This window comes from Methylobacterium bullatum, from assembly GCF_014845095.1.
In the GTDB taxonomy this organism is placed as follows: domain Bacteria; phylum Pseudomonadota; class Alphaproteobacteria; order Rhizobiales; family Beijerinckiaceae; genus Methylobacterium; species Methylobacterium bullatum.
Map to the genome: position 1 here is coordinate 22492 of NZ_NKUG01000093.1, position 26973 is coordinate 49464.

Below are 26973 nucleotides of genomic sequence, written 5' to 3' on the forward strand. Positions count from 1 at the left end.
TCTGCAAAAAAGCCGCGACATTACATCGATTGAAACAATCACATCATAAAACTGGGATGGATCGATCAATATGGAAAATTCATGACACCACCGTGCTTACCTCAAGCAGAATCTTTCTTTTAACATGCATTTCAAGAAACATAACTTATTATGAGTTTCAACTGTTACAGATATAAATTTGAATTTATGAATAAAAATGGCCCACATGATCGTTTAATTTTCTGCCGAAATCATAACCCATCAAGTATCTAGCCAATCTTGAGCCGGCCGTGAAAATCAACCTCGTGCCGAGCCTGCCGTCTACTCCACCCCTTGTCGCCGCAGCGCAACATGACAGCCGCGTCCCAGGCCTCGTGGGAGGAGGCGGCGCCATCGGAGAAAGCGTGCTTGCGCTACCGGAACACGCTCTTTCCGGACGAAAGGCCCTTGACGCCCGTTCCGACCCAAAGCTATACGCCGCTCCTCGCTGCAGCGGAAACGCTTCAGCCGGGGCGCGTAGCTCAGCGGGAGAGCACTACCTTGACATGGTAGGGGTCACAGGTTCGATCCCTGTCGCGCCCACCATTCCTCTTTCAGTGGAATGGTCGAGAGAACAAAGGCCCCGGAAACGGGGCCTTTTCTCGTTCGTGCCTGGTCCCGGACCGGTTTTCACGCACTGGGCATAACCTGCACGGGATCCTGTCGACGAGTCTGGTCCGATGTAGTCGTGGTTCGATCGGCCGATGCCCGCCACTGTCACGCTTGCGTGAGCCGAAGGCCCGGTCACAGAACCGCCTCAGACAGATCGTGTAAGACGAGCGCTTTCATTCGGTGCCGGGCATCTCGGCCAGCGGTCCCGGATGCCGGAGATGATGATGAGCCGAAACTTGGCATTCTCGAATGCGGTCGGACGGTTCGGTCTCGGATGCGGCGCCATCGATCTATCCGCCGTGGACGATCCGCGCGGCTACGTCCGTGCCCAGCTCGACATGCCGCTGACGGTCCCCGAAGCCAAGCTGATGTCCAGCAGCGACCAGTTGCAGGCGATGATGCAACGCCGTCAGATTGCGCGGCAACGTCGCGAGGCGATGGCGGATACGGGGTCCGGCAATGCCAAGGTGAAACAGGACGGCGCCATGGCCATGGCGCCCGGTACCGAGCCGTCGATGGCTGGCGGCATGATGGAGCCCGAGACCGCAGTCACGCAGGCTCCGACCACGAAAAACCCCGATGAGTTGATCGCTTGGCTGAGACTGGCGGCTGCGACGAAGGCGCCCCTGCACGAGCGGCTGTTCCTGCACTGGAGCAACCACTTCACCGTCGGCGCGGGTAAGGGGAAATCCAGCCTGACGGCAGGCTCGTTCCAGCGTGAAGCCATTCGGCCATTCATTCTCAGCCGCTTTCACGACATGGCCAAGGCGGCGATCCTGCACGCCTCCATGCTCTATTATCTGGACAACGCATCGTCCATCGGGCCCGATTCCAAGGTCGGTCGTATCAAGAAATCCGGCCTCAACGAGAATCTCGGGCGCGAAGTGCTCGAACTTCACACCCTCGGCGTCGACGGTGGCTACAGCCAGGCCGACGTCACCGCCCTGGCCTCCGTCCTCACCGGCTGGACCGTGGATCTCAAGCCGCAATCCGAGACTTTTGGCGAAGTGGTGTTCCGCGAACGCCAGCATCAGCCCGGGCCGAAGACCATCCTCGGCAAGCGCTACGCCGAGGCGGGAGCCGATGAATTCCTCGCCGTCCTGACCGACCTCGCCCGTCACCCATCCACGGCGCGCTACGTGACGCGGCGGATGGCACGCGCCTTCGTCTCGGAAAAAGTGTCGGACTCGCTGCAAAACAGCCTCGCCAAAGTCTTCAGGGACAGCGACGGCGATCTGAAGGCCGTGACCACCGCCCTGATCCGGAGCGACGAGGCCTGGGCCGCTGCCCCCGTGAAGCTGCGCCCGCCGCTCGAGTTCCTGGCCGCGACCGGCCGCCTCCTCGGGCAAGCGCCGGTCAGACCGTCTCCGAAGGCCTCGCTCCTCGCCATGGGCCAGCCGTTCCTGGCGGCCCCGTCCCCGAAGGGTTGGGCCGAGGAGGACGATGCCTGGGTGACCTCGGACGGTATCAAGAGCCGGATCGACTGGGCGCAGCAATGCGCGACGCTCAACGCGGATCACGTGGACATCCGCAAGCTCGTGGACGACCGGATCGGCAGCTATTTCTCGGACGAGACACGGCGCGTGATCAGGCAGGGGGAAAGCTCCGAACAGGCCTTGGCCCTGCTGATGCTGAGCCCGGAATTCCAGCGGCGCTGAGCGGGTTCGCGTTGGCGAGCCACTGCTTCACCTCGCTCAAGCCTTTGGAATGTCGCAGGTTTCAAGGCGCAAAACCGATGACCACTTTTGCGAACTCTGCTTAGCCGGTCGAGAGGCGATGACCCCATGAACCCTCAGGAACACGCCCACCTGCCCACGCGCCGCAACCTGCTGCTCGGTGCCGGCGCCCTCTTCGCATGGCCCTATGTGCCCAAGGTCTGGGCCGCCTCCGGCCGCGACCCGCGCTTCCTCGTGGTGGTGCTGCGCGGCGGCCTCGACGGCCTCTCGGCGGTGATGCCGGTGGGCGATCCGCAATTCGCGGCGATCCGCTCCGACTTCAAGCTGTCCCCGACGCATACGCCGTTTCGGCTCGACCCGCTGTTCTCGCTCAACCCGGCGATGCCGAACCTGGCGGATCTCTATGCCAAGCGCGAGGCCACGCTGTTCCATGCCGTCGCCACCCCCTACCGCGCCCGCTCGCATTTCGACGCGCAGGAGGTCCTCGAGAACGGGATGACGCGATCGAGTACCGGAGTCGATACCGGCTGGCTCAACCGCGCGCTCTCGCTCATTCCCAAGGCCAAGGGCATCGAGTTGAGGCCGGCCAAGGCTCTCTCCGTGAGCGCAACGACACCGCTGATCCTTCGCGGTCCGGCCCAGGTCGAGACATGGCAGCCACAGACTCTGCCCTACGCCTCGGCCGATACGCTGATGCGGCTTCAGGCCCTCTACGACGACAAGGACCAGGCCCTGGCCAATGCTCTGAGGGAGGGCGTGCAGGTCGACGACTTCATCGCTTCGGATCCCAGCATGGCGGCGATGGGCAAGCAGCCGTTGAAGGGCCCCAACAGCTTCGCCTCGGCCGCCCGCGCCGCGGCCTCGCTCATGGCGCCGGTGACCGGCCCCCGCATCGCCGTAATGAATTTCGACGGCTGGGACACCCACTCTTCGCAAGGCCCCTATGAAGGGCGCCTGGCCAAGAACCTCGCTTCCCTCGATGCCGGCATGGCGGCGATCAAGGAGGGGCTCGGTGCCTCCTGGGCCCAGACATCGGTGCTGATCGTCACCGAATTCGGCCGCACGGTGCATGTGAACGGCTCGTCCGGCACGGATCACGGCACGGCCACGGTCGCCTTCCTCGTCGGTGGAGCGGTGGCGGGAGGGCGGGTGATCGCCGACTGGCCGAGCCTCAAGGAAAGCGCCCTGTTCGAAGGCCGCGATCTCGCTCCGACGATGGATCTGCGCGCCGTGATGAAGGGCCTGCTGATCGACCAGTTCGGCTTCGAGGAGAAGGTTCTTTCCGAGAAGGTCTTCCCCGGCAGCGAGAAAGCGCCCGGCATGAGGGACCTGATCCGGGCCTGACGCGGTCACGGAGACCACTTCGATCCCGCGTCAGAAGGACGATGGTTTCCGTCTGCGCGAAGGAATACCGACGCCGCCCGGTTCGTCGATCGCCTCCGGTTTGTCCAAGGAGGTCGCCACCGGCTGCGGCGGCTCGTCCCGGACGCGCGGTGGCGCCACCTTGCCGACGCGCTCGATCCTCACGCCGACATAGTCGCCGCGCCTCCAGGCGAGCTTCACCATGCAGACGAAGTCCCGGCCGATGATGCGGAGCAGGAACGACTCGGGCAGCGCGTGGTAGGCTGGAATACCAAGCTTGGCGCCGGATTTCGAGACGTCCTTCACGGTGCATGGGATTTCCCGACCATCGGGAAGCCGAACGTTGGCTATCCAGTTCGTCGAGTTACGGTCCTCGCGCCGTGATACCGGCTCTGGAGACGTTTCCGTTTCTTTGTCCGACCGCACGTAAGACGCTCCGGCGCTTCACCGTTTCTCGAACCACCATAGGCCGAGAACGTTTACGGACCATGCTTGCTCGGGGTTTCTTTACGGGCTCAGCAGCCGACACGCGCTAGCAAGTCGTCGACCACTCACCTGTGCCGACCGCATCGTTTCCTCTTCCGAATACGAAGGCCACGTCTCGGGGGGGAAGAAGCGGTTCATCCCCCCCCCTGAGGCGGCGAGAGCCGGGGGCATATGTCGCGAGAGATGGGCCCTCCGGACACAGACGGCCATAATCCAACCGCAGCAGCATGTTTTCGAGTTCTCGACTTCACGCTTTTCTTATAAAGGAGGCGAGTGTCGGGCCGCCGTTCCCAAACGGTATCGCAGACTACCATTCACACTAAACTTGACAATCGAACGCGACGGCGGGGGCGGCAGTGGCTAAGGGGCGGGAATCGGCCGAAATCATTTCGGCATTGGCAAGTTGCCGAACGGCGTTCATCGGCGTCGCCGTGATGAGCGGGTTGGTGAACATTCTGTATCTGACCGGTTCATTTTTCATGCTCGAAGTCTATGACCGCGTCATTCCGAGCCGGAGCGTTCCGACACTTATCGGCCTCATGATCCTCGCTCTCGTCCTTTACGGATTTCAGGGCGTCCTGGAGACGATCCGCTCGCGGATCCTCGCGCGCGTCGGCGCCTCGCTCGACGAAGCCCTCTCGGCGCGAGTGTTCGACATCGTCGTGCGGGCTCCCCTGAAGGGCGCGACCCCGGGCGATGGGCTGCTGCCCCTGCGCGACCTCGACCAGTTGCGTGCCTTCCTCGGCGGCACGGGGCCCTCGGCCTTCTTCGATCTGCCGTGGATGCCGATCTATGTCTTCATCTGCTTCCTGTTCCACCCGCTCATCGGTATCGCGGCCCTCGTCGGCGCGGCGGTCCTAGCGGTCCTGGCCCTGACCACGGATCGGTCGACCCGCGCCCCGACCCAGACCGCAACCGCCCACGGCATGCGTCGCAACGGCCTCGCGGAAGCCGGGCGCCGCAACGCCGAGGTGCTGGCCGCCATGGGGATGCAGGGACGCTTCGCCGATCGCTGGGGCGGCGCCAACCGCGATTACATGCAGTCTCAGATGGCCGTCTCGGACGTCGCGGGCGGTTTCGGAGCGGGCTCGAAAGTGTTCCGCATGGCACTGCAATCGGGCGTGCTCGCCCTCGGAGCCTGGCTCGTCATCAACAACCTGGCCTCGGCGGGCGTCATCATCGCCTCGTCGATCCTCGTCGCCCGCGCCCTGGCTCCGGCGGAACTCGCCATCGCCAACTGGAAGGGATTCGTGCAGGCGCGCCAGAGCTGGGCACGGCTCTCGGAGTTGTTCGCGCGCCTGCCCGCCGTCGAACAGCCCCATGCTCTGCCCGCTCCGTCGCAGAGCCTCGTGGCCGAAAACGTTACCCTCGCACCGCCGGGAACCCAGCGCATCGTCGTGCAGGATGTCAGCCTGTCCCTGCAGCGGGGGCAGGGGCTCGGAATCATCGGCCCGAGCGCCTCGGGCAAGTCGAGCCTCGTCCGCGCCATCGTCGGCGTCTGGCCGCCCGTGCGCGGCAAGGTCAGGATCGACGGCGCGGCCATCGACCAATGGTCGAGCGCCGATCTCGGGCCACATATCGGCTTCCTGCCGCAGGAGGTGGAGTTGTTTGCCGGCACCATCGCCGAGAACATCGCCCGGTTCGATCCCAATGCCCAATCGGGTGCGGTCATCTCGGCCGCCAAGGCAGCGGGTATCCATGAGATGATTTTGCGCCTGGCGGAAGGCTACGACACCCGGATCGGCGAGGGCGGGGCGGGCCTGTCGGCAGGGCAGCGCCAGCGGGTCGGACTGGCGAGGGCGCTCTATGGCGACCCCTTCCTCGTGGTGCTCGACGAACCCAATTCGAATCTCGATGGGGAGGGCGAGAACGCCCTGACCCAGGCCATCGTCGGGGTGCGGCAGCGCGGCGGCATCTGCATCGTCGTGGCGCACCGCCCCAGCGCTCTGGCCGCCGTCGACATGATCCTGATGATGGCCGACGGGCGCGCCCAGGCCTTCGGCCCCAAGGACGAGGTGCTCAAGCGCGTCCTCCGGTCGACTCCGGCTCCCGCCGCCGAGCCCGTCGCCGCACAACGTACCGGCGCGAACGTCGCCACCCTGCAGGAGAGCGCGTGATGGCCATCGCACTGTCGCCCACCGGGCTCCCCGCCGCTCAAATCCGGCCCACCGCCAACGGGTCGATCCGCCGTCACCTCGCCGCCGCGATCGGAGTCGGCGCCGTCCTCGTCATCGGAATCGGCGGCTGGGCCACCTTCACGATGATTTCGGGTGCCGTGATCGCGCCGGGCCAGCTCATGGTCGAATCGGACGTGAAGAAGGTGCAGCACCCCACCGGCGGCGTCGTCGGCGAGTTGCGGGTGAAGGAAGGCGCGCGGGTGAAAGCCGGCGACATCCTGATCCGCCTGGACGAGACCCAGACCCGCGCCAATCTCGACATCATCCTGAAGGCGCTCGATGAGTTCGCCGCCCGTCGGGCGCGTGACGAGGCCGAGCGCGACGGTGCGTCCGAGATCACCTTCCCGCCGGACCTTCTAGCCCGCAAGGCGAAGGATCCGTCCGTCGCCCATCTGGTCGACAGCGAGACCCGCCTGTTCCAAGCCCGCGTCGCCGGCCGCGAGGGCCAGAAGGCGCAGCTGCGCGAGCGCGTCTCCCAGCTCGGCGAGGAGATCAAGGGTCTCACCGAACAGGCCGCCGCCAAGGAGCGGGAAACGGCCTTGATCGGAACCGAGCTGAAGGGCGTGCGCGAGCTCTACGGCAAGAACCTCGTGCCGCTCTCCCGCGTCACCGCCCTGGAACGGGACGGCGCCCGGCTGCAGGGCGAGCGCGGGCAACTCATCGCCTCCACGGCATCCGCCAAGGGCAAGATCACCGAGATCGAGCTGCAGATCTTCCAGATAGACCAGGACATGCGGACCGAGACCGGCAAGGAGCTCGCCGAGATCCGTGGCCGCTGGTCCGAATATGTGGAGAAGCGAATCGCCGCCGAGGATCAGCTCAAGCGTATCGACATGCGCTCGCCCCAGAACGGCACGGTCCACCAGCTGACGGTGCATACGATCGGCGGTCTCGTGGTTCCCAGCGAGCCGGCGATGCTCATCGTGCCCGACGCCGACAAGCTCATCGTCGAGGTCAGGATCCAGCCGCAGGACATCGACAACGTGCGCGTCGATCAGCGCGCTGTCCTACGTTTCCCGGCCTTCAACCAGCGGACGACGCCCGAGATCGACGGAATCGTGAGCCGGGTTTCGGCCGACGTCTCGCAGGACCCGAAGAGCGGCATGACCTACTACACCGCGCGCATCCGCATGACGGAGGATCAGGTGGAGCGCCTCGGCAAGGTCCAACTCGTGCCCGGCATGCCCGTGGAGGCCTTCATGCAACTCGGGGACCGCTCGGTCATCTCCTACCTGACGAAGCCCCTGACGGACCAGATCGCCAAGGCCTGGCGCGAGCGCTGAGGGCGTCCAACGGCGGACGAGAAGGCCCCGGCCGTGCGCCGGGGCGAAAGTTTGAAGAATCCGCATCCCCGGCAGGTCGGTTGCACCTTGCCTTCAGGCGCTCAAGCCTGATATGGCAACCGCCTTTCCGCGATGCGTGAACTGCCATCGCCGAGGACGCCTTACCGAGGTGCCTCGTTCCCGAGACCCTATGGACAGGCGGCGGGCTCAAACCCGGCCGACGTGAGACCGATGAAGATTCGCAACTCCCTCAAGTCCCTCCGTGGCCGTCACCGCGACAACCAGCTCGTGCGCCGCAAGGGCCGCGTCTACGTCATCAACAAGACGCAGAAGCGCTTCAAGGCCCGTCAGGGCTGAGGCTGCGGGCTGCCCGGCAATTCGGGGCAGCCGCGTCAAGCCGGCCTGTTGACGGCGGCGTGAAGGGCGAGGAAGCTCGCTTTCATGACGCTGTCCCGGCATTTTGGCATTCTGTTCAACGCTGCGCTCCTGAGCGCGGCGGTCTTTTCGTTTGGGGTGTCGTCAGCCGACGCTCTGCCGCCACAGAGCCAGGGCCGTGAGACCGGACAAGGCGAGGAAAACGGCAAGGATGCACCCAAGAAAGTGCAGGCGCCGAGCCTCGAGGATCTCTATGCGAGGCTGAAGGCGTCCGAGGACGATGCGGAGGCCAAAGGCATCTCCCGCCTGATCGAGCAGCGCCTCGGGCGCTCCGGCAGCGCCACCGCCGACCTTCTCACGGAACGTGCCCGTCAGGCGATGTCGGGCCGCGACTATGCCCTCGCCGTCGAGTTGATGGACCGCGCTACCACCCTCGAGCCGCAATGGGCCGAGGGCTGGAACCGGCGGGCCACGGTGTTCTGGCTTCTCACCGACCAGACCAACGCCGTGGCCGACCTGCAGCGGACGCTGGTGCTGGAACCACGGCATTACGAGGCCTGGGCTGCGCTGGGGCGGATCTATCTGTCCATGGACGACAAGCGTCGCGCCCTGGACGCTTTCCGCCGCGCCGCCGCCATATATCCGCGCATGGAGAAGCTCCAGAGCGCCATCGACCGGCTTGTCCCTGAGATCGACGGCCGGGACCTGTAACCGGACATGGTTCTCCTCCACTGGCTCGGCCTGATCGCGGGCGCGATGCTCGGGGTGATCGTCAGCGTTCTCGCGGGCGGAGCCCTCGTCACCCTGATCGTCACCTTGCGGGTCGGCGCCCGGTTTCCGCCGCAGGGGCCTTTCATCGAGGTGGATGGCGGGCGGCTCGCCACCATCCAGGCCGGCCCGACGACGTCGTCGAAGGGGACCGTCGTGCTTCTTCACGGAGCCTCCGCCAACGCGGCCGACCCGATGGAAGGCGTCGGCCGCAGGCTCGCCCAGGACGGCTTTCGCGTCATTGCCTTCGACAGGCCCGGATACGGCTGGAGCGACCGCCTCGGCGGCCGTGATGGGGGAAGCCCCGCGGTGCAGGGCCATGCGATCGCACAGGCGGTCGAGCGCATGGGGACCGGCCCGGTGGTCCTGCTCGGCCATTCCTGGTCCGGCGCCCTGGCCACCGCCATCGCCCTCGACCATCCCGAAGTCGTCTCGGGTCTCGTCCTGGTGGCGCCTGTGGCGATGCCGTTTCCGGCCATGGCGCCTCTGCCGTGGTACTACCGTCTCGCCCTGAAGCCTCCGGTCGCATGGCTGCTCAGCCGCACCGTCGCGACACCGATCGGCCTCTACTATCTGGAACGCGCAGGCCGTGCGGCCTTCCGGCCGCAGGAACTCCCCGCGGACTATCTCGAGCGGAGCCGCTCAGCCCTGGTGCTGCGCCCCGCGACGATGCTCGCGAATCTCGAAGACCTGATCGGCCTGCCCTCCGCCTTGGCGGCCCAGGCTCCACGCTACGGTGAGATCGCCGTTCCGACAGTGATCGTCTCCGGCGATGCGGATGCCGCCGTTCCGGCGACGCGCCATGCCGCCCCCCTCGCCAAACTCATCCCCGGCGCCCGGCTCGTTCTCCTGCCGGGCATCGGGCACATGGTGCCATACATGGCGACGGACGCCCTCGTGGATGCGGTCGAAGGGCTCGCCACCCGGATCGGCGCGACGAGACATGAGCAGCCCGTCGCGCGCTGATCCGATCAGGCTCTCGCGGCGTGATCGCGGGTGACGAAGGCGATCCGCACGAGGTTGGTGGCGCCCGGTGTCCCGAACGGCACGCCGGCCACCACGATGACCCGGTCGCCGATCTCGGCGAAGCGCTCGCGCACGGCGAATTTCGCCGCGCGGAAGGCCATGTCGTCCACGTCGCTGGCATCGTTGGTCACGATCGGGTGCGTGCCCCAGCACATGGCCAGTCGCCGGGCGGTCTCGCGCTTCGGCGTCAGCGCGATGATCGTGGCGTTGGGCCGCGAGCGGGCGAGACGCAGGGCCGTCGATCCCGAATGCGTCCAGGCCATGATGGCGGTGAGGTTGAGGGCGTCGACCATCTGATGGGCGGCCGCCGCGATGGCGTCCGATGCGGTGGCGTCGGGCTCCGAACGCTGCGCCGTGAGGATCGTCCAGTAGAGGGCGTCACGCTCCACCTGCTCGGCGATGCGGCTCATCATCGAGATCGCCTCGATCGGGAAGGCGCCGGACGCGCTCTCGGCCGACAGCATCACCGCATCGGCACCCTCGTAGACGGCGGTCGCCACGTCCGAGACCTCGGCGCGCGTCGGCACCGGTGCCGTGATCATCGATTCGAGCATCTGCGTCGCGACGACGACGGGCTTGCCGAGGCGCCGCGCACCGCGCGTGATCCGTTTCTGCACGCCCGGCACCTGCTCCAGCGGCATCTCCACGCCGAGATCGCCGCGCGCCACCATGATCCCGTCGGAGATCTCGATGATCTCGTCGAGGCGGGTGAGGGCCTGCGGCTTCTCGATCTTGGCCATGACCAGGGCGCGGCCGGCGGCGACCTTCTTCACCTCGGCCACGTCCTCGGGACGCTGAACGAAGGAGACCGCGATCCAGTCCGCCCCGGCATTGAGCCCGGCTTCGAGATCGCCGCGATCCTTCTCGGTCATCGCCGCCACCGGGATCACGGTGTCGGGCAGGGACACGCCCTTGCGGTTGGAAATCCTGCCCCCGATGACGACCTCGGTCACCGCGCGTCCCTCGGAGACCTCGGTCACGACCAGGCGCAACTTCCCGTCATCGATGATGACGACGTGGCCCGGTTCCAGCGCGGAGAGAATCTCGGGATGCGGCAGGTAGACACGATGGATGTCGCCCGGCGTCGGATCCGAATCGAGCACGAACGAGGCGCCGTTCTCGAGGATGGCGCCGCCCTCGGCGAAGGCGGCGACCCGCAATTTCGGACCCTGGAGATCCACCAGGACCGCGATCGGCCGGCGCAACTCGCGCTCGATGGTACGGATCACCTCGATCTTCTCCGGCAATTTCTCGCGCGGAAGGTGGCTCATATTGAGCCGGAACACGTCCGCACCGGCGCGGAACAGCTTCTCGATCATCTCCGGCGTGTCGGAAGCCGGACCGAGGGTGGCGATGATCTTCGTGCGGCGCGAGCGTTTCACTCCGGTCTCCAAGTTTTTTTGAGGATACCCGTCGGGTTCGAACGACCGATTGGGGGTAGGGGGCCAGAAGCACTGCGACGGCTTACACGTCAAGCTGCTGAGACTTGTTCTCTCAGGCCCCACCGAGGGGGCGGTTGCCGCCTATGGAGCAATCTGAGTGAAGGGCACGTTCGCCAGCTTCGCGGACTGCGAGACTATACGCGGGATCATGGGCTACACGCTCGAACCTTGCCAACCCAAAATCACCTGCTTCGTGAAGGTGTCCGGGTTTACAGACTTGTCCGGCATGCTGTACCCCGCACGTGCTATGCTGGACGCCACGCCTGGTTTGTGTCGAGATTAGATAGGAGTGAGTTGGATGAACGAACAGCATGCCCCTCCTCGTTCGGAAAAAGCCGAAATGAAGCGCCAGGCCCGCATCAAGGCGCGAAAGGACTCTCACATTGAGGCTCGGAAGGCGGAGCGTAAGCAGAAGCGTATTTCTAGCCGCACATCAGAGGCGGGAAAATCCTGAATCTGCTCGGCCAAATTTTCGATCAACAACAGGATTAGTGATCAGTGCTATTTGGCGCCCCTTCTACACCTGTTAGCCGCGCACGAAAAGCAGTAAAGACCTGCCGCGATGAGGCAGCAGCCAATCGCTGGGACCAGGTAATAGCGATTACTGACGACCCTGAGCTCATTACGCAACAACCGCAGCTGCTTCTTCAACGCTTGCAGGCTGCTTTCATCCTTGCCGACGACGATGTCATCGGCTGCATTTTAAAGGATCTCCCCAGCGCAGCGCTTCCGCAAGCGGTAAAGTTTGCGACTGCGCGGCAACTTGCTGTTAACAAGCGCGCACATCTGGCGGCCCGCCTACTCATAGACACGCTATCCCTTCACGATACGACACGCTTCCTCAAGTCGACTGGCCTCGTTTTTAAGCACCTGCGCGACGCCAAGCTCAAACGCGAGCTACTCGATCTGGTCGCAAAGGTGAGTGGAGGCGGATCATCGATAAAACCAACTATATCCGAACTGATTTTTGCCCCTCAGCCTGTTCAGGAAGTTTTCGGCAGCGTCAAGCTCGTTGCTTCGCCCAACACTGCCACGCATCATCTCAAGGGCTTGAAGCGCGAAGTTGCAGTCTTTAACAAGCTCATTGCGCGCCCCCTCAAACCTATAGTTTCCGAGTACAGGAACGTTTTCACCCATCCATCCGGGCAAATTTGGACCGAGAATAGAGCGATCGTCGTCTCGAAGGGGTTCCCCCTCGATGTAACCGACAGGACCCAGACGGAGACCATACCGCTCGCGCTTGGTCTCAATCGTGGAAGCCGCGGAATTTATCATTGGCTCATTGATTATCTTCCAAGACTAGCATGGATCCAGAGCAGTGGTTTGATTGAAAACGAGGGATGCAAAATCCTCCTCAATGCTGCGCGGTCCGGCTTCGAGCAAGATACTCTTGAGATGCTCGATCTCGGAAAACCAGTTCAAAAGCTCGACAGATCGGTCTTCGTCGAACGCCTGTTGGTCGCGCGGGTCGGTTTCCGTGGTATGTCAGGATGGCGCCATCTGGATAGCATCTACGAAGAACTTGGTGAACGCGCGAGCACCTTGGCCGCAAGCAACAACGCTGAACTGCCAGATCGTGTCTATGTGACACGAAGAGACGCCGCCCGGCGTGTGATGAAGAATGAAGTCGATGTGGAAGCCGTAGCGAGAAAGCTCGGATTCACCGTGATGGAGTTCTCAAAGATCCCTCTTTGGCACCAATTTGCTATCGCCCGGCATGCTTCGGTCATCATGTCCCCTCACGGGGCTGGACTATCTCACATCATTGTCGCGAAACCCGGCCTTCAAGTGATCGAAATCCTTCCGATCATGGATGGGACGTACCAGCTGCGTTTCAATTACGCTCGCCTTTCAATCGTCAAGGGCCATCGATATTCTGCGTGGCTCGAACCCCAGCATCCTGGCTTCGATGCATGGACAGTCGATTTGCCGGCCTTCACGACTTTCCTCAAGAAGACTCTCAAGGCGCCCCCGGCTGGCTCGGGTCGGTGAGCTGGATCGTCCAGCTCTTCTGCTCGCCGGTATCGACCTCGTAGAAGCCGTTGCGGTCGTAGCCTCGCGCGAGACAATCCTCGACGCCGCGAATCGTGAATTCGGTGTCGCGGGTGCACATGAGCGAGCGGCCGTTCCACTCGCCACCGCGGGTATAGTCCACCGCGTAGACGTAATAGAACCGCGCGGCGAGAGCGCCGCGCAGCAGGGTTTCACACCCTTTGGGCGCCACGTCCCACCACCCTTCCGTCACCCAGCCCTGCGTATCGCGATATCCCAGCGAGATGCCGACCTTGCTTGCGGTCTGGTTGCACATCCGCAGATCGGCCCGGGCGGGCGAGGCGGTGAGGAAGAGGGCGGCCAGCGGAGAGGCGAGCCAGAGAACCTTCCCCCTCCCCACGCGCAGCGGGGAGGGGGTCGTACGGCGACGGCTCACGCCGTTAACCGACGAGGATGATGCGGCAATCGTTGACATTGGTGCGCGTGGGACCCGGCTGGACGAGATCGCCGATCGTGGCGAAGAACTTCGTCGAATCATTGTCCGCGAGCATCGCAGCCGGATCGAGGCCGGCGGCGCGGGCGCGCTCCAGCGTCGTCGGGTCGACGAGCCCCCCGGCCGGATCGGTGGCCTCGCCGCGTCCGCCGTCGGTGCCGTCGGTATCGGCGGCAATGCCGAGGATGCCCGATTCGCCATCGAGGCCGATCGCGAGGGCGAGGGCGTATTCTTGGTTCGGGCCGCCATGGCCCTCGCCGACGATGGTCACGGTGAGTTCGCCGCCGGAAATGATCGCCACCTTGCGGCCGGCCGCCTTCATCTCCTTGGCGAGGGCGGCGTGTTCCGCCGCGACCTCGCGGGCCTCGCCCTCGACGTCGGGGCCGAGCATCACGACCTCGTAGCCGGCGCGCTTGGCCGCCTCCGACGCCGCGTTCAGGGCGTCGATGGGACGGGCGATGATGCGGTACTCGGCCCGGGCGAAGGAGGGGTCGCCCGCCTTCGGGGTCTCGTTGGCCGGATCGTTGAGGAGGGCCTTGGCGGTCTCTGGCAGGGGAATGTTGCGGCGCTCGCAGATCTCGCGGGCGTCGGCGAGCGTCGAGGGATCGGGCACGGTCGGGCCTGAGGCGATCACCGCTGGGTCGTCGTGCGGCACGTCGGAGATGGCCAGCGTCAGGATCGAGCGGGCGTTGCGGGCCATCATGGCCAGACGTCCGCCCTTGATCCGGGAGAGGTGCTTGCGCACCGCGTTGATCTCGTTGATCGGCGCGCCCGAGCGCAGCAGCGCCTTGGTCACCGCCTGTTTCTCGGTGAGGGTGAGGTCGCCGGCGGGCGCGATCCAGTTGGCCGAACCGCCGCCCGAGAGCAGCACCAGCACGTCGTCCTCCGGACCGGCATCGGCCGCGATCTTCAGGGCGTCGATGGTGGCGTCGATGCCGGCCTGGTCCGGCACCGGGTGCCCGGCCTCGACCATGCGGATCATCGGGGCATCCTCGCCGTAGCCGTGGCGGGCCACCGCCAGGCCGACGATGCGGCTCTCGTCGACACCGTGCTGCTCCCGGTAGAACCGGCTCGCCACGGCGGCCATGCTGCCGCCGGCCTTGCCGGCACCGAGGATGATCAGCCGGCCGGGCCCCGGCGCGGGCAGGTGCGGCACCAGGCAGCGGGAGGGATGCGCGGCGGCGATCGCCTCGTCGAGGAAACCGAGAAGCAGGCCGCGAGCGGCATCGTGGGACGAAGGGGGGGAAGCGGGCGAGGCGTGTGAAGGCGCGGTCATGGCGTGTCCGTGTCTCATCAAGGTCCGATCGCGCGGGCCGGATTGCTTGTCCGCCGGATTATTGCCGTGGCGGCGCGATCGCCTATACGTGCTGTGCCCGAGCCCTGCCGCCTCGGCAAGCGCGCGATGACGCGACCGGCGGCGTGTTTCCTGCCTGCCCAGGGGGATTTTCCCCCAATCGGCCCTGAAGGACCGTGACCACCTCATGTTTCCGCCGCATCCCGTCGAGACGATCCCAGGCGATCCCGCATCCGGGCTCCTCCTCATCTGCGAGCACGCTTCGAATCACGTACCGGAGGATCTGGCGCAGCTCGGCGTTCCGGAACGGGAATTCGCGCGCCACATCGCCTACGATATCGGCGCGGCGGACGTGACGCGGCGGCTTGCGGCACATCTCGGCGTGCCGGCCATCCTCACGCGGTTCTCGCGCCTCGTCATCGACCCCAACCGGGGGCGCGAGGACCCGACGCTGGTCATGCGCCTGTCGGATGGTGCGGTGGTGCCGGGCAACGCCCGCATCGACGAAGCCGGCAAGGACGAGCGCATCCGGCGCTTCTACGTGCCGTTCGACGAGGCGGTGGATGCGGCCGTCGCGCGGGCCACGGAGGTAGGCGTGCCGCCTTCCATCGTCACGATGCACAGTTTCACGGCCTCGTGGCGCGGCTATATGCGGCCCTGGCATGTGGGCATCCTGTGGGACGGGGACGACCGGATGAGTGCGCCCCTCATCGCCGGCCTGCGCGCCGACCCGGCCGGGCTGACGGTGGGCGACAACGAGCCCTATGGCGGCGGTCTGCCGGGCGACACGATCGATCGCCACGCCATCGCGCGCGGCCTTCCCAACGCCCTCGTGGAGATCCGGCAGGATCTCATCGCCCTGGAGCCGGGCCAGATCGAATGGGCGGCGCGTTTCGCCAAGCTCCTCCGACCGCTGATGCCGAAAGCCGGCTGACCGTCATTCGGTGATGAACAGAGAGCACATACGAAAGCGGCGGGGCTCACGCCCCGCCGCTTTCGTCATTTGAGCAGACTGTGTTTAGCGGGGGCCGCCGGAGGTGCGGCCGTACTGCCAGACCGGGAAGCTGTTCTGCTCGGCGTTGCCTTCGCGGGCGGAATCGACGCTGCGGCGGCTGACGACCGACCCGGTGGTCAAATCGTCATCGGCGACGACCTGACGGCCTGCACTGCCGGGGGCCGCGTAGGCAGAGATACCGGCGGGCGCGTTATAGCTCTGAGCGAGCGCAGGCGAAGCAACGGCGCCGAGGCTCAAAGCAAAAGCGGCAACGGCGGAAGCGAAACGGGTGTTCATGACTGGATCCTATTGAATGTCGCGGTCTCCGTCAGAGGGCGGTGGGCCGTGAGTTCTTGTGTAGCCCCGATGTAGGACGAACCCTGCCGCAACGTCGTGCGGTTTGGCACCTGCATGCGCGAGACGCCGGGCGAGCGCTGATTTGAGGCCTCATGATGCGTTAGACGCAAGAGAGCGAGGAGCAGCCATCACCGAGATCAAGTGGCATAATGTGATTGCTGTCATCGAGACGAATGGCGACTCGACATCACTTCGTGGTAGTCGCTTGCCGGTTTTCGGCCTTGTCAACAGGTTGCCGACGCCGGGACTTAGGAGAGCAGAGAATTGATATTCAATATCTGCAAGCTTACGGCCGTTTTGCTGATGTTGCTGGCCTTGCCGGCCTCAGCCGGAGACCGCGCCGGGATCGGCTTCATCGGCTATTCCAACACCGGCTCTTATTTCGCCTACGAGGAATTCGGCATCCAGGACGGTTCTGGCTTTGCGTATGCCAATCTGTACGTTCTCGACCTCAACACCAAGAGCCGGGTCGAGGGCACCCCCTTCCGTCAGGTAATCGAGAACGAGACCGGCAGCATCGCCTCGGCGGTGGCCGGCGTACGGGCCAAGGCCAAGCCCATACTCGACAAGCTGGACATTGGTGAACCGGTAGATATCGCTGCCCTCAATGCCGATGGTGCACTGAACACCGATATGCGCAAGTTGCGCTTCGGCCGCCCTGGTGACGGCATGGCGGATCCCGATCAGGACTATGAGCTGGTGCTGTCAACAATCGAGGACGGTATTGCCCCGCCAAAATGCGCGGCCCTGGGCGAGGAGTATGTATCGGGCTTTGCCCTTACCTTGACCGTCAATGGAAAAGCTCGCGAGGTTTATCGCGATACCGCCGTGCCGGAGAGCCGTGGCTGCCCGCGGGGCTATCGGCTTTATGCAGTGGTCAGACAGTACGATGGTCTCGTCTCCTTTGCACCCGACATGACGCCAGGTATGGTCGCCATCGTCTCGGTCTATTCGATGGGCTTTGAGGGTCCGGACAGGCGTTTCATCGCTGTTCCAATTGGCAGTTAGCCCTCACGCCTGACGAGATCGCTCGGGTTTGCGCCGCGCCGGGCAATCAGCCTGCAACACTATGTTTTGGGGTTGAGGATTGCGAGCTTGACCAGAACATCCGCGTGCACGGCTTCTACTTCTCCGGTGCGCGCGACGTTCGGTGCGGCTTCCAGAATGGCTTTATAGGCTGTCGTGGCTGACGCCGCGCTGCCAGCGACAGTTCCGCCGCGCCGGCCCGTTGACACCCATGCCGGATCAACCGCGCCCCGCACCAATTTTGAATGGCCTTCCGCACGGAGCGACGGTCGGCCCCTCCGGTTTCGCAACCGTTCTGACAGTTCCCGTAACTCCTCATCCCGATCGACCACCGGAGCCGAGACCCGGACGGCAAGATCCCCAAGGGACGCTGCAGGCTCAGCGGAATATGAACCCACCCGAAGAGCTACGGACATTAGTCCTGGCGCTGGACAGGCCGTTGGCCGCTCGGGAACGAGGTGACTACTTAGGGGGCCGCGTTATTCGCGATCCCAAGCGAAGTGTCCGGCGCCTCCCGCATGAACCCGCATTTCCGCGGGAGGTCATGCGCGCGCAGGAGCGCCGGGATCGCCATGCCCCCGAAAGCCATGCGCCCGAAAACGGGACCGCGCGGGAGCGATGGTATATCCTCGCGCGAAAGCGGTGACTGGCCGCGAGCCCGAGGATGAGGAAACAGCCATGACCGAGATCGACAGCGCCACCCGGACGGAATTGGAAGCCGCGGTGTTCCGCCGCCTCGTGGCGCATCTGCAGACGCGCAGCGACGTCCAGAACATCGACCTCATGAACATGGCCGGCTTCTGCCGGAACTGTCTGTCGAACTGGATGAAGGACGCCGCCGACGAGCGCGGCCTCGGCCTCACCAAGGACGAGACCCGCGAGCGCGTCTACGGAATGCCCTATGAGGAATGGAAGCGGCTCAACCAGGCCGAGGCCACGTCCGAGCAGCAGGCGGCCTTCTCGAAGGCCCAAGCCGAGCCGCACTAAGCTTCCGGTAAGCGTGATCGCTTAACCAGCCTCCTCCGGCGCATCCCACCCGATGCGCGTCAGATCAGGAATTGAGACGCTCATGGCCGCTTCCGCCGCACCCGCCGTCGATGCCTCCTCGGTTGCCGCCGACCAGCTCAAGAGCTTCATCGAGCGCATCGAACGCCTGGAGGAGGAGAAGGCCGGCCTCGCCGGCGACATCAAGGACGTCTATGCCGAGGCCAAGGGCACCGGCTTCGACGTGAAGGCCCTGCGCAAGATCATCTCCCTGCGCAAGAAGGACCATGCCGAGCGCCAGGAGGAAGAGGCGATCCTGGAGCTCTACATGCAGGCCCTCGGCATGGTGTAGGCCGACATCGCGGCGTGCCGGCCCATCCTTTCGCGCATCGGGCAGGGCGATAGCGACGATGCCTCAGCTCCTCGACACGCCCTCGCTTGCCGGCACGGCACACATCCTCCTCGTGGAGGATGACGACGGCATGCGGATGCTCGTCACCCGCCTGCTGCGGGAAAACGGCTACCGCGTCACCGGTTGCCGCAACGGCGGGGAGATGTGGCGGCTCCTGCCGGAGGGCGGCATCGATCTCGTCCTCCTCGACGTGATGCTGCCCGGCGCCTCCGGCATCGATCTCCTGCGGAGCCTGCGCGCGAAGAGCACGGTTCCGGTCATCATGGTCAGCGCCCGCAACGAGGAGGCGGATCGCGTGCTCGGCCTCGAATTCGGGGCGGACGATTATGTGGCCAAGCCGTTCGGACGGCCGGAACTGCTCGCCCGGATCCGCGCGGTTCTCCGGCGCTCCGCCATCGCCGCGACCGCGCCGGATGCGTCCCGGAGCGAGAGCGTGGCCTTCGACGGCTGGCGTCTCGACCTGCGCAGCCGCTCGCTCCGCGACCCCGAGGGCGCGGGCGTCGACCTGTCCGGGGCGGAATACGACCTGCTCCTGGTGTTCCTCGACCATCCGAACCGCGTCCTCGGCCGCGAGCAGATCCTGGAACTGTCCCGCGCCCGCCTCGGCTCACCCTCGGACCGCAGCGTCGACACCCTGGTGAGCCGACTTCGGCGAAAGCTGGAGCCGCCGGACGGCCACACCGCGATCATCAAGACGGTCCGTGGCTCCGGCTACATCTTCAGCGCGACGGTCGAGCGGACGTGAGGCGGCTGCTCGCCCTCGCGCGAAGCCTCGAAGCGCGCACCATGGCCGTACTGCTCGTGGCCATCGTCGTCGTCCATGCCGGGGCATTGCTGCTCTATCGCCAATCGGCGGTCGCGGCCGCCGACGAGGCCTTCGCGCAGCAACTCGCCACTCAGCTGGCTCTGGCGCGGGAGGGCCTGATCCGGCGGCCGGTGATGGAGCGCGACACGGAGGCGAGGGCACTGTCCTCGCCACATTTCGAGATCGGGTGGTCGAAGGCCCCGCCGATCCGCCCGCGGGAGCGTGACGATCCCATCCTCTGGTCGCTCAGATCCCGCATCCTCGCCCTCCAGCCGAGCCTCGGCCCCGGGCTCGTCCTCGCCATGGGGGAGGGGGAGGATGCGCTGCACGCGCAGGATCTGAGCGGGGCGCTCTCGCTGCCCGATGGCGGCACGCTGACCTTCCGTTCCGCCCATGCTCCGAACCTCGCCCGCCTGGGAGCCTGGGCTTTCGTCTCGACGGCGGTGGCGATCCTCGTCGGCCTCGCCGCCGTACTCCTGGTGCATCGGATCGCCAAGCCCTTGCGCAGCCTCACCCGAGCCACGGAAGCGATCGGCAACGGCCCCGTGGTCGCCGTGCCCGAGGCCGGCCCGGACGAAACCCGAGGGATCGCCCGCGCGCTCAATGCCATGCAGCACCGCATTCACGGACTGGTCTCCGAGCGGACTCAGGCACTCGCGGCCGTCTCCCACGATCTGCGCACGCCCATCGCCCGGCTGCGCCTGCGCATCGAGCGCCTGGCCGACGCCAAGGAGGGACAGGCCATGTCCGGCGATCTCGACGAGATGCAGGCCATGATCGACTCGACGCTGGCTTATCTGCGCGGCGATACGGACCCGGAGCCACGCCGGATCACCAACGTGGCGAGCCTCGTGATGAGCGTCGCCAATGCCGCCGCCGATGCCGGCCGGCCCGTGACGTATGACGGGCCCGGCAGGGCACTGTCGGAGGTTCGACCCGTCGCCCTGCGGCGGGGCCTGGAGAACCTCGTCGACAATGCCGTGCGCTATGGCGAACGAGCCGCCATGATCCTGGAAGTCGGCGAGGACGCGGTCGTCCTGAGGATCGAGGATGACGGCCCCGGTATTGCGCCAGAGGAGGTGGAGAGCGCGTTCGCGCCGTTCACGCGCCTGGAGGCCTCGCGCAATCGCCATACCGGCGGTACCGGTCTGGGCCTCACCATCGCCCGGCGCGCGATCCAGGCCGAGGGCGGCAGTCTCACCCTGACCAATCGGGCCGAGGGCGGGTTGCGGGCCGAGCTGATCCTGCCGCGCGTGTAGGTCCAGGGCTCACCTGATACCAAGTCTCACTGACCCTGCCCCATAGGTCAGGGTCAGTGAGGTCCGGCGGACGACCGCCGCCGCGCCGTCGCGCGGGCAGACCTCGATGAGTCAGGCTCATTGAGGTCCGGTATGACACACTTCGTCACGAAGGCGGCGTGCGGGCGTCAAACGGCTTTTCCATCTCCTGGATCGACGCGGCGGAGCAGCCGCGCAACCACGGAGACACCGACCATGACACGCTTCGCACGCAGCCTCGCCGCCACCGGCATCCTCTTCGGCCTCGCGGTTCCGGCCTTGGCCATCGACGGGCACGGCAATGCCAGCAACCCCTCCGTCTCGGTCCCGAACACCGGGACCGTGTCGGGCGGCCCGGCCCATCGCGACGACCCGCGCGTTCAGGAATCCAAGGAGGTCGGACGTGACGGGAAGCCGCTGCATTCCGACAAGGATGGCCACGCCCACGGCCACAGCCACGACAAGAAGTGACGATCGGGCGGGAGGTGCGTGGCCGCCTCCCGCCGCTTCAACGCCGGGTGCGCGCCTCGCGCAGGGTGGAGCCGGGCTCGACGGCGCCGCCCTTCGAGACGGCGATGCGCTGCGACAGGTAGATGCCGTGATGGCCCGAACAGGCATAGGCGGCGAAGCACGCGACCGCCATGGCGACGCCGTGCGTGGCCCCGAACAGCTCGATCCCCATCAGCGTGCAGGCGAGCGGCGTGTTGGCGGCGCCCGCGAAAACCGCCACGAAGCCCAGCGCCGCCATCAGGTCGAGGGGCGCCCCCATCACTCCGCCAAGGGCATTGCCGAGGGCGGCGCCGATGAAGAACAGCGGCGTCACCTCGCCGCCCTTGAAGCCCGAAGCCAGGGTGACGACGGTGAAAAGGATCTTCCAGGCCCAGGACCAGGGATGGACCTCCGGGCCGAAGAAGCTTGCGATGCTCAAGCCTCCCGCATTGGCCACGGTGACGCCGAGGCCGAGATAGTCACGGGTGCCGACCGCGTAGACGAGGCCGATCACCGCCAGGCCGCCGAGGACCGGGCGCAGGGGCGCGTAGGGAATCAGGCGCTTCAACCACCCGCCGAGGATGTGGTTGGCCTCGGCGAAGACGAGGGCCACGAGCCCGAAGGCGACACCCGCGACGGCGACTTTCGCCAGTAGAATCGGATCCAGGGCGATGGGGCCGGTCGCATCCGCCAGATAGGCGATGCGGAACAGCGAATGGTGGATGCCCCAGGCCTGGCAGGCCCAGTCGCCGATGACTGCCGCGAGCAGGCAGGGGATCAGAGCGGCATATTCCACCCGGCCGATGGCCAGGACTTCGAGGGCGAAGACGGCCCCGGCGATGGGGGTGCCGAACACCGCCCCGAACCCTGCCGCCACGCCCGCCATCAGCACGATGCGCGTGCCCGCCGGATCGAGCCTGGCCAGGCGCCCGATGGCGCTGGCGAGGCTGGCGCCGAGTTGCACCGCCGTGCCTTCCCGGCCGGCGGACCCGCCGAAGAGATGGGTCACGACGGTCCCGAGGACGATCAGCGGCGCCATGCGCAGGGGAACGCCGCCACCGGGCTCGTGGATCTGATCGACCACGAGGTTGTTGCCGCCCTCCACGCCGCGCCCGACGCGGTGGTAGAGCAGGCCGATGGCAAAGCCCCCCACAGGCAGCAGGAACAGCAGCCAGGGATGCGTGAACCGGGCGCTCGTGGCGACGTCCAGGCACCAGAGAAAGGCCGCGCAGAGGGAGCCCACCACGACCGCCATCGGCACGAGGATCACCGCCCAGCGGGCGAACGCGATCGCCCAGGCCACGCGGACCATCGTGGCGCGCTTCAGATCGGCGATCCGGTTCTTGAAGGAGACAGGCATGGTTCCACCGTCTTGCTGCATGGCAAAAGGGTAGGAATCATCAGCCCTTATGGCGGTTCGGCTGAGTGTCTCTCACCAAACTCCCGCTACGCCATCGTACTCCGAGGGAGAACCGACCGTGATCGGGAGTTGTGTGAGGCACTCTTCATGCCCGGCAGAATCCATTGCCGCAGACTTCGTGTCCCGTGGCGGGCAACGCGTCAAGCCTGTTCCGCCCTCTGCGCACCCCATCGCCGCCGCCCGGGCGTCGGCCCCGACCCAAGTCGGAGGCGATCAGGTTAGCGAGGTTCAGCGCCCGGCAGCCACCGCGCGGGTGGACGAGCCGGTGAAGCGCGCGGCTGTGAGGTCGTCGCCGGGGCTGCGTCCCGAGAACCGGCTGCGCACGCCGCTCTCCGCCTGGGCGACGAAGCCGGCCGGCGCGGCATCGGCGCGGGCGCGGGCCGGGGCGACGTGAACGGGAGAGGCGCGGCTGGCCGGCGCGGTCTCCGCGGCGGCCACCTCGAACAGGGCGCGCAGCTGCGTGCGGGCATCGGCATCGGCGGCGACGGGCCGGGCGAAGCGGGTGGGCGCCGCAGTGACGGGCGGCGAGGCCATCCCGGTGGGAGAGAGACTCGCCACCTGAATGGCGGGACGCGGCGGCGGCAGAGGCATGGTGAGGGCGGCGGAGACGGCGGCGAATTCCGATGGCCGGCGCGGCGGCAGCGGCACGTCGATCGAACTCGATTCCGCCTCGGCGGGGACCGCCGGCTTGGAGACGTCCTGAACCTTGGAGACGTCCTGGGTCAGGAGGCTCTGGGCATCGCGTCCGTCACGGCGCAGGAGAGCGCCCTTGAGGGCATCGGAGGCGGCCGGCGCGGCATAGGCCAGGGCCTCGCGGGTGCCGGCCCCGTCGTCCGGATCGGCGCTGGCCACGAGAACGGTGGGCTTTGCCCGGGCACGGGCCGGAGCTTCCGGCTGAGCGGCGGGCGCCTTCGCGCCGCCGCCGAAGAGGCTGGCGAAGAAGCCCTTGATGCTCGGGCCGTCATCCTCCTCCACCGTCGCGACCTGGGTCACGCCGAGCACGGTGCCGCCACGGGCGAGCACCTCCGCGCGGGCGAGTTCGTAGCCGGGCAGGGGGCGGTTGTCGGCGGGCAGATGCACGGTCTTGCCATCGGGAAACAGCCGGGCCAGCTGGTCGTGGCTCATGCGCGGCCAGGAGCGGACGGAGCCGACGTCGAGATGGACGAAGGGCGAGCCGGCATGGGGATACCAGCCGACACCGCCGCGCTGCATCCGCATGCCGACGGCACGCAGCTGGTCGATGGAGACATCCGGCAGGTAGAAATCCATCGCCTTGCCGAGCATGTGCTGGCTGAACTCGGCCACCGCACGCGACCGGCGGCGCAGCATGGCGTTGGTACCCGGCGACCGATAGGCCGAGACCACGGTGATCGGCTCCTGCGAGCCCACAGACCGGTAGGCCTCCCACACGGTGTCGAACAGGCGGGGATCCATCTTGGTGGGCTCGTCCAAGCGCCAGTCGCGCAGCATCCAGTTGAGCTGTTCCAACGCCGCCCGGTCGTAGCGCCCGTCACGCTTGAACGTGATCGTGGCGCTCTCTTTCGTATGGGTATGGTAGATCGAGAGAGTGCGGGTATCGCCGTTGGCGACCGCATCCTGCGTCCCTCGCGTGCCCACGCCTAGCGCCAGGGCGATGCCCGACGCCGCGACGATCGAACGGCGCAGGCGGCGATGGGAGAAGGCGTGGCGGAGATAGCCCCGAAGGCGAGAGATCGGCTGGGTGGATCGGTCGGCCGGCTGGGCCTCTTCACGCAGCGGAATGCCCACGATCGTCCTCACCTCTGCCAGACCACGCGTTGGCGCGTGGATCATGGTGAACGCAAGGTTACCGAAAACCGTAAACGAAAGGTTCTCGGATCCTCAGCCATTCGCCGGTCGACACAACGGCTAGGTTTGAACCGTGGCGAAATCGTGCCGGCCCGCCGCCATGATTCAGCATCGACAAGAGCGGCGGCGCACATTCCTCGCCGCGTGACATTCGCGCAACGACACCGGCGGCGCGTTACCACCAGCCGCGGGAGACCGGGGCAGGGGCCGGTACCGGTCCCCACGGATCGACAGGGGCCGCTTCGGCGGATCTGGCCGCCGGTGCCCTGACCGCCCGCACGGGATTGGCGCCGGACGGGGCGGGGTGCGATGCGGCGCGGCGAACCTCCGGCGAAGCCCCGGCCGCGCCCGGCGCCGACGTCGAAGGCCGCGCCGCGACCTTGGCCGGCGCTTTCACCGGCGCCTTGGCGACGAGCAGGCTGCCCGGTGCCAGACCGAGGGCGATCTTCATGCGCGCATCGTGACCGTAGAGATCCGAAAACGTGCGCAGGGATCCGCGCTCGTCCGCATCGAGGGTGAAATAGGCGAGATGCACCGGCAGCTTCTCGGGCAGGCGGATGGTGCGCTCGCCCTTGCCGATGAGCTTCTTCAACCGCTCGCTCGACCACGCTTCGGGCAGGACCGAATCGGCGAACCGGAAGGGATCGTCCACGCGCACGCAGCCATGGCTCATCGCCCGCTGAGAAGCGGAAAACAGCGAACGGTTGGGCGTGTCGTGCAGGTAGACGGCATGGTTGTTGGGGAAGAGGAACTTGATGAACCCGAGCGCATTCCGCTCGCCCGGCGGCTGGCGCACCGAGATGTTGCCGTTGCGATAGACAACCTCGTAGCCGCGACGGGCCGCGTAGTTCGGGTCGCGGGCCAGGGCGGGCAGGAACTCGTTCTTGAGGATCGAGGGCGGCACGTTCCAGGACGGGTTGACGACGGCGTATTCCATCATCCCCGAAAAGACCGGCGTCGGCGTCTCGGCCTTGCCGACGATGACCCGGGTCTCGTCGCGCTGCGTGCCGTTGCGGACCACCCGCAGGCGGAATTCGGGGATGTTGACCAGGACGTAGTCACGACCGAGGTCGCTCGGCAGCCAGCGCCAACGCTCCATGTTGACGAGGACGGTCGCCTCCTCGTCGCCGACGCGCGAGGATGACTCGGCCCGGCCCAGGGCGGCGACGGTCTGCGGCGTCAGCGTGCCGGTGATCGGCAGGCCGCGGCCGCGCTGGAACTTCGCCACGGCAGCGGACACGTTCGCATCGAACGCATCCGGCTCACCGGAGGCGGCGTCGAGGGTGCCGGCGGTCCGGGTCGGCAAGCCGAAATGGCGGCGTAGCGCGGGCACGCGGGGATCGTTCATGCCGACCTTGAGCACCGGCCCGGCGGGAATTGCGACGGGCGATGCCGCCATGGGCGCGCTATGGAGATTGCGCAGGCTGGCGAGCCGCGCCTTCAGAGCGAGGTAGCCGGCCTGCGCCGGGTTGTAGCCCTGCAGCACGGTACCGGCTTGCGGCCCGGCGCTGGCGACGCGCGTCAGGACGGCGTCCGCGCCGGGAATGTCGAGGGTGGGCGTGATCAGGCGGGATATGGCGGACAGGTTGATGCGCGCCCCGCGTGCGTCCTTGGCGTAGAGCACGATGGCGGCCGAGAGTTTCAGCTCGATCTCGGCGGTCTGGGCCTCGGTCAGTCCCTGCGTGCCGATGACCGGCACCGGATAGGCCTGGACGTTGAGGCCGTCCTCGGCTGCGAGGGAAAGGCGGGACGCGGCGGCCTTGGCGGCGGGGGTGAAGGCGCCATCGACCACCCAGACCGGCTTGAAGGCACCGAGCCCGTAGAAGGCCTGCATCGCCTCCCGGTCCTTGGTGCTCAGGCGTGCGAGGAGAGGGGCCGGATCGGCGAGGCGGGCGGCGAGGGCCGCACCCATCGGATCGGTCGGCACCGGAGCGGCGGCCACGGCGCCAGCGGGTTCGGAGCCGGCCTCGGCGTTCGTGGTCTCCGCCTTGCCCGTCTCGGGTGGGCTCGCTGGCGTTTGGGCGGCCTCTCCCGCTGCGGCGGGTTTGGCCGGGTCGGGGGAGGGCGATACCGGCGCGGAGATCGCCCCGGTCGCTACCCTGTCGCCTTGCCCCTGCTCGGACGAGACCGATGGCGCGGCAGCGCTCTGCGCCACGGAAGGAGCCGGATCGAGCCGGGGTTCGGCCTTTACCGCGTAGCCGACACAACCCGCCATCAGGGCAGCCAGTGCGACGGAGGCGGAGCGCGAAGCGCCCATGATGAAACTCCCGGAACCGGCCGCAACGGCCGTGTTTGAGCTCAAAACAATCGCTGCTTGCGCCACCGCTTGCAACGGCGCGCGGGCAACAGTGGAAGCCTGGCGTGCGCCGGAGGCCGGA

General features: G+C 66.6%; 23 protein-coding genes, 1 tRNA gene and 1 riboswitch. Of the genes, 16 read left to right on the forward strand and 8 right to left on the reverse strand.

The window, feature by feature from the left end:
* Positions 1 to 489 precede the first annotated feature (489 nt).
* The 3 genes from MBTS_RS14200 (at position 490) to MBTS_RS14210 (ending at position 3650) form a co-directional block, all read left to right on the forward strand.
* Positions 490 to 564 (forward strand) — tRNA-Val (locus MBTS_RS14200).
* A 302-nt stretch (positions 565 to 866) separates the two neighbouring features.
* The gene (locus MBTS_RS14205) at positions 867 to 2288 is read left to right on the forward strand and encodes a DUF1800 domain-containing protein (protein ID WP_244973563.1); all 1422 of its coding nucleotides are present in this window, start codon (positions 867 to 869) and stop codon (positions 2286 to 2288) included.
* Between the two features lie 126 nt (positions 2289 to 2414).
* Positions 2415 to 3650 carry a DUF1501 domain-containing protein gene (locus MBTS_RS14210; RefSeq protein WP_018044371.1) on the forward strand — a complete coding sequence of 412 codons (1236 nt, stop codon included), beginning with the start codon at positions 2415 to 2417 and terminating at the stop codon, positions 3648 to 3650.
* 30 nt (positions 3651 to 3680) lie between these two features.
* On the opposite strand, the gene MBTS_RS14215 is transcribed toward MBTS_RS14210, so the two are convergent.
* Positions 3681 to 4094 (reverse strand): PilZ domain-containing protein, encoded by a 414-nt coding sequence (locus tag MBTS_RS14215; RefSeq protein WP_147830368.1) that lies wholly within the window; start codon positions 4092 to 4094, stop codon positions 3681 to 3683.
* A 494-nt stretch (positions 4095 to 4588) separates the two neighbouring features.
* On the opposite strand from MBTS_RS14215, the gene MBTS_RS14220 reads away from it, so the two are divergent.
* The 5 genes from MBTS_RS14220 to MBTS_RS14240 all read left to right on the forward strand — a co-directional run bounded on the left by MBTS_RS14220 (position 4589) and on the right by MBTS_RS14240 (position 9723).
* Complete coding sequence (locus MBTS_RS14220; RefSeq protein ID WP_238253750.1) at positions 4589 to 6271, forward strand: type I secretion system permease/ATPase; 1683 nt, start codon at positions 4589 to 4591, stop codon at positions 6269 to 6271.
* Positions 6271 to 7614, forward strand: a complete 1344-nt coding sequence (locus tag MBTS_RS14225; protein WP_018044368.1) for an HlyD family type I secretion periplasmic adaptor subunit — start codon at positions 6271 to 6273, stop codon at positions 7612 to 7614. The genes MBTS_RS14220 and MBTS_RS14225 overlap by 1 nt, the downstream gene beginning before the upstream one ends.
* Positions 7615 to 7845: 231 nt before the next feature.
* Positions 7846 to 7971 (forward strand): type B 50S ribosomal protein L36, encoded by a 126-nt coding sequence (gene ykgO / locus MBTS_RS14230; protein ID WP_003601867.1) that lies wholly within the window; start codon positions 7846 to 7848, stop codon positions 7969 to 7971.
* 84 nt (positions 7972 to 8055) lie between these two features.
* Entirely contained in the window at positions 8056 to 8700 is a 645-nt protein-coding gene (locus MBTS_RS14235) for a tetratricopeptide repeat protein (RefSeq protein WP_147830370.1), read from the forward strand.
* Between the two features lie 6 nt (positions 8701 to 8706).
* Positions 8707 to 9723 carry an alpha/beta fold hydrolase gene (locus MBTS_RS14240; protein WP_147830372.1) on the forward strand — a complete coding sequence of 339 codons (1017 nt, stop codon included), beginning with the start codon at positions 8707 to 8709 and terminating at the stop codon, positions 9721 to 9723.
* Between the two features lie 5 nt (positions 9724 to 9728).
* On the opposite strand, the gene pyk is transcribed toward MBTS_RS14240, so the two are convergent.
* Complete coding sequence (pyk, locus tag MBTS_RS14245) at positions 9729 to 11165, reverse strand: pyruvate kinase (protein WP_018044365.1); 1437 nt, start codon at positions 11163 to 11165, stop codon at positions 9729 to 9731.
* Between the two features lie 558 nt (positions 11166 to 11723).
* Between pyk and MBTS_RS24125 the strand changes: the two genes are divergently transcribed.
* Positions 11724 to 13217, forward strand: coding sequence for a glycosyltransferase family 61 protein (locus tag MBTS_RS24125; protein ID WP_147830374.1), 1494 nt, complete (start codon positions 11724 to 11726; stop codon positions 13215 to 13217).
* Here the strand turns inward: MBTS_RS24125 and MBTS_RS14255 are convergent.
* Positions 13186 to 13533 carry a DUF1036 domain-containing protein gene (locus tag MBTS_RS14255; protein WP_238253751.1) on the reverse strand — a complete coding sequence of 116 codons (348 nt, stop codon included), beginning with the start codon at positions 13531 to 13533 and terminating at the stop codon, positions 13186 to 13188. The genes MBTS_RS24125 and MBTS_RS14255 overlap by 32 nt on opposite strands.
* Before the next feature lie 124 nt (positions 13534 to 13657).
* Positions 13658 to 14986 carry a glycerate kinase type-2 family protein gene (locus MBTS_RS14260; protein WP_056145088.1) on the reverse strand — a complete coding sequence of 443 codons (1329 nt, stop codon included), beginning with the start codon at positions 14984 to 14986 and terminating at the stop codon, positions 13658 to 13660.
* Positions 14987 to 15191: 205 nt separating this feature from the next.
* Here MBTS_RS14260 and MBTS_RS14265 point away from each other — a divergent pair, with 205 nt between their 5' ends.
* Entirely contained in the window at positions 15192 to 15938 is a 747-nt protein-coding gene (locus tag MBTS_RS14265) for an N-formylglutamate amidohydrolase (RefSeq protein WP_147830376.1), read from the forward strand.
* A gap of 84 nt (positions 15939 to 16022) precedes the next feature.
* On the opposite strand, the gene MBTS_RS14270 is transcribed toward MBTS_RS14265, so the two are convergent.
* Positions 16023 to 16295, reverse strand: coding sequence for a hypothetical protein (locus MBTS_RS14270; RefSeq protein ID WP_147830378.1), 273 nt, complete (start codon positions 16293 to 16295; stop codon positions 16023 to 16025).
* A 324-nt stretch (positions 16296 to 16619) separates the two neighbouring features.
* Here MBTS_RS14270 and MBTS_RS14275 point away from each other — a divergent pair, with 324 nt between their 5' ends.
* The 6 genes from MBTS_RS14275 to MBTS_RS14300 all read left to right on the forward strand — a co-directional run bounded on the left by MBTS_RS14275 (position 16620) and on the right by MBTS_RS14300 (position 21330).
* Positions 16620 to 17363: a DUF2259 domain-containing protein gene (locus MBTS_RS14275; protein WP_147830380.1), complete on the forward strand. Its 744-nt coding sequence runs from the start codon at positions 16620 to 16622 to the stop codon at positions 17361 to 17363.
* Between the two features lie 696 nt (positions 17364 to 18059).
* Entirely contained in the window at positions 18060 to 18368 is a 309-nt protein-coding gene (locus MBTS_RS14280) for a DUF1244 domain-containing protein (RefSeq protein WP_192215904.1), read from the forward strand.
* 82 nt (positions 18369 to 18450) lie between these two features.
* The gene (locus MBTS_RS14285) at positions 18451 to 18717 is read left to right on the forward strand and encodes a DUF2312 domain-containing protein (RefSeq protein WP_018044356.1); all 267 of its coding nucleotides are present in this window, start codon (positions 18451 to 18453) and stop codon (positions 18715 to 18717) included.
* Between the two features lie 58 nt (positions 18718 to 18775).
* Positions 18776 to 19522, forward strand: coding sequence for a response regulator transcription factor (locus MBTS_RS14290; protein ID WP_192215905.1), 747 nt, complete (start codon positions 18776 to 18778; stop codon positions 19520 to 19522).
* Positions 19519 to 20841: an ATP-binding protein gene (locus MBTS_RS14295; protein WP_192215906.1), complete on the forward strand. Its 1323-nt coding sequence runs from the start codon at positions 19519 to 19521 to the stop codon at positions 20839 to 20841. Before MBTS_RS14290 ends, MBTS_RS14295 begins: the two co-directional genes overlap by 4 nt.
* Positions 20842 to 21075: 234 nt before the next feature.
* Entirely contained in the window at positions 21076 to 21330 is a 255-nt protein-coding gene (locus MBTS_RS14300) for a hypothetical protein (RefSeq protein WP_018044353.1), read from the forward strand.
* Between the two features lie 37 nt (positions 21331 to 21367).
* Here MBTS_RS14300 and MBTS_RS14305 read toward each other — a convergent pair whose 3' ends face one another.
* The 3 genes from MBTS_RS14305 to MBTS_RS14315 all read right to left on the reverse strand — a co-directional run bounded on the left by MBTS_RS14305 (position 21368) and on the right by MBTS_RS14315 (position 26852).
* Positions 21368 to 22708: a voltage-gated chloride channel family protein gene (locus MBTS_RS14305; RefSeq protein ID WP_192215907.1), complete on the reverse strand. Its 1341-nt coding sequence runs from the start codon at positions 22706 to 22708 to the stop codon at positions 21368 to 21370.
* A gap of 24 nt (positions 22709 to 22732) precedes the next feature.
* Positions 22733 to 22886: riboswitch (Fluoride riboswitch) on the reverse strand.
* A 110-nt stretch (positions 22887 to 22996) separates the two neighbouring features.
* Positions 22997 to 24547, reverse strand: coding sequence for a peptidoglycan L,D-endopeptidase MepK (locus MBTS_RS14310; RefSeq protein ID WP_192215910.1), 1551 nt, complete (start codon positions 24545 to 24547; stop codon positions 22997 to 22999).
* A 223-nt stretch (positions 24548 to 24770) separates the two neighbouring features.
* On the reverse strand, positions 24771 to 26852 hold the full coding sequence (locus tag MBTS_RS14315) for a L,D-transpeptidase family protein (protein WP_192215908.1): 2082 nt from the start codon (positions 26850 to 26852) through the stop codon (positions 24771 to 24773).
* Positions 26853 to 26973: the final 121 nt, after the last annotated feature.